Origin of the sequence: Massilia sp. CT11-108, assembly GCF_047302915.1 — a bacterium.
Taxonomy (GTDB): Bacteria; Pseudomonadota; Gammaproteobacteria; order Burkholderiales; family Burkholderiaceae_D; genus Telluria; species Telluria orientalis.
The window spans coordinates 1-2508 of sequence record NZ_JBKYMO010000673.1 but is presented as its reverse complement, the minus strand read 5'-3'; the positions used below and the strand labels follow the sequence as shown (position 1 = coordinate 2508).

Below are 2508 nucleotides of genomic sequence, written 5' to 3'. Positions count from 1 at the left end.
GCCACCGGCACGCGCATCCTGCTCTCCCCGCGCGCGGACGCCTCGCTCGCGCAGTGGGTGCGCGCGACGCCGCCGCAAGACGTCACCCTGCTCGTCGGGCCGGAAGGCGGATTCACGGACCAGGAAGAAGAGACGGCGCGGGCAGCCGGCGCGCTGGCACTGTCGATGGGGCCGCGCGTGCTGCGCACGGAGACGGCGGGACTGGCGGCGCTGGCGATCCTGGCGGCCGGCTGGGGCGGCATCTGACGGGGCGTCAGTCCGCGCTCATCCGGAGCACGACCTTGCCTTTCGCCCGCCCCTGTTCGAGATAGTCGAGTGCCGTCTTCGCGTCGGCGAACGGAAACACCTTGTCGATCACGGGGCGGATGCGTCCGGCTTCCACGAGGTCGCCGATCGCGACAAGCTGGGCACCATCCGGGCGCACGAACATGAATGCATAGCTGGCGTCGCGCTGCCTGGCCAGGCGCCGGATCTTGTGGCTCAGCAGGCCGAACACGAATTTCATGATGACGTTCATGCCGCGCGCGGCGGCGAAGGCCGGATCGGGCGGGCCGACCAGCGATACGACCCGGGCATGGGGGCGTACGATGCGCAAGGCCTGCTCCAGGCCGTCGCCCTTGATCGTGCCCAGCACGGCATCGTAACCCTGCAACACCCGCTCGAACGCCTCGCGCTTGTAATCGACGACGACGTCGGCCCCGAGCGCGCGCACCAGGTCGACGTTGGCCGTGCTCGTCGTGGTGCCGACCGTCGCGCCGAGCTGCTTCGCCAGCTGGATCGCGAAGGTGCCGATGCCACCCGACCCGGCAGGAATGAACACCTTCTGCCCCGGTTCGAGCCGCAATCTTTCCTTGAACGCCTGCCACGCCGTCAGGCCGACCATGGGCAGCGACGCCGCTTCGACGAAGCTGAGGTTCGCCGGCTTGCGGGCCGCCGCGCGTTCGGGCACGGCGACGAACTCCGCGAAACTGCCCCTGCCCAGGTCGAAGACGCTGGCGTACACGGCATCGCCGACCTGGAACCGGGTCACGCGGCTGCCCACTTCCACCACCGTGCCGGCGAGGTCGCTGCCCATGATGGCCGGCAGGTCGAACTTGAGGATGGGCTTGAACATGCCGTTGGCGATCATGTTGTCGACCGGGTTGAGGCCGGCGGCATGGACCCGGACGAGGATCTCGTCCGGCCGGATCGCCGGGCGGGCGACCTCGGCGAATGCCAACCCGTCGGCGCCGCCGTAGCGCTTGAGTATCAGTGCGTTCATCGATCAGGCCAGGTGCAGGTCTTTGCGCAGGCCCGCATCCATCAGCGCGCTTGGGGCCAGGGTGCGCAGCAGGCGCAGGCGCTTCGCCAGCGTGCCGGCCGTGTAGCGCAGTTTCGGGCGGGGCGCCTGCGCGGCCTTGAGCACGGTGTCCGCCACCACGTCCGGCCCTTCGGCGCCTGCCATCAATTCCTTGAGGCGCGCGGAGACGGCGGCGCGGATGTCGCGATACGCGTCGAGCACGGCGTCGGGTTCCAGCAGGTTGGCGTCGAACGGGGTCTTCGTGTACGCCGGCTCGACGACGATCGAACGGATGCCCCAGTTGCGCAGCTCGTGGTCCAGCGATTCCGAATAGCCTTCGATCGCGTGCTTGGTGGCGGCGTACAGCGCGCCGTACGGCATCGGCAGGAAGCCGAGGACGGAGCCCATGTGGATGATGCGGCCCGCGCCCCGGCTGCGCATATGCGGCAGCACGGCGCGGGTCATGCGCACCACGCCGAAGACGTTGGTGTCGAAGATCGCTTGCGCCTGCTCCATGGAACTTTCTTCGGCACCGGCCGGGGCCACGCCGAAACCCGCGTTGTTGACCAGCAGGTCGATGCGCCCTTCCTTCCGCACGACGGTGGCGACGGCGTCCCGCACCGACTCGTCGCTGGTGACGTCCAGCGCGATCATCTCGACAGCGCCGCGCCCGCCCTGCGCGCCACGGCGGCTCGTGCCGTAGACCTGGTAGCCGGCGCTGGAGAGGCGTTGCGCGACGGCGGCCCCGATGCCGGACGACGCGCCCGTGACCAGTGCGATCTTGCTTTCCATGGTAGTTCTCCTGATTGGGTTAATCTATATGACGGTCATCATATTTGAGCGCAAAAAAAGGCCTACGTGGTGGCGCCGGAAGGCAGCAACTGCTTCATGGCCGCGAGCCGCAACGTCTTCGACAGCTTCGGGTCGTCCACGGCCCGGGCGATCACGGCCGTGCCGACCAGCCCGCACACGAGCATCATCGCCCGTTCGTGCGCCTCCGGCTGGCCCCAGTCCGGCATCTGCCGGGCCAACAGGTCGATCATTTCCTTGATGCGGATGGTCGCCGCGTGTCGCACCTCCGGCGCCTGGCGCGGCATTTCCGAACCCAGCGCGGCGATCGGGCAACCCGTCTCGATGGCGCCGAGGTGTTCGTCGGACAGGTACGCCTCCATGATGCGCTGCAAGGCCTCCCCCGCCGGCGCGGCCGCCGCGATGCCGGCCGCCAGCGC

The 2508-nt window shown here is 69.1% G+C and carries 3 protein-coding genes and 1 pseudogene; 1 reads left to right on the top strand and 3 read right to left on the bottom strand.

Annotated elements, in window-relative coordinates:
• On the top strand, positions 1 to 246 hold a 246-nt coding region (locus ACEN88_RS29260), incomplete at its 5' end, for an RsmE family RNA methyltransferase (protein ID WP_413345347.1).
• Between the two features lie 7 nt (positions 247 to 253).
• On the opposite strand, the gene ACEN88_RS29255 is transcribed toward ACEN88_RS29260, so the two are convergent.
• The 3 genes and pseudogenes from ACEN88_RS29255 to ACEN88_RS29245 form a co-directional block, all read right to left on the bottom strand.
• Positions 254 to 1261 carry an NADP-dependent oxidoreductase gene (locus ACEN88_RS29255; protein ID WP_413345346.1) on the bottom strand — a complete coding sequence of 336 codons (1008 nt, stop codon included), beginning with the start codon at positions 1259 to 1261 and terminating at the stop codon, positions 254 to 256.
• A gap of 3 nt (positions 1262 to 1264) precedes the next feature.
• Positions 1265 to 2071: an oxidoreductase gene (locus ACEN88_RS29250; protein WP_413345345.1), complete on the bottom strand. Its 807-nt coding sequence runs from the start codon at positions 2069 to 2071 to the stop codon at positions 1265 to 1267.
• 62 nt (positions 2072 to 2133) lie between these two features.
• Positions 2134 to 2508, bottom strand: a pseudogene (locus ACEN88_RS29245) (TetR/AcrR family transcriptional regulator); the annotation flags it as partial.

What these genes read in the sequence shown, in the direction of transcription:
- ACEN88_RS29250 (WP_413345345.1), bottom strand. Translation starts at nt 2,071, where the DNA reads ATGGAAAGCAAGATCGCACTGGTCACGGGCGCGTCGTCCGGCATCGGG.
- ACEN88_RS29255 (WP_413345346.1), bottom strand. Translation starts at nt 1,261, where the DNA reads ATGAACGCACTGATACTCAAGCGCTACGGCGGCGCCGACGGGTTGGCA.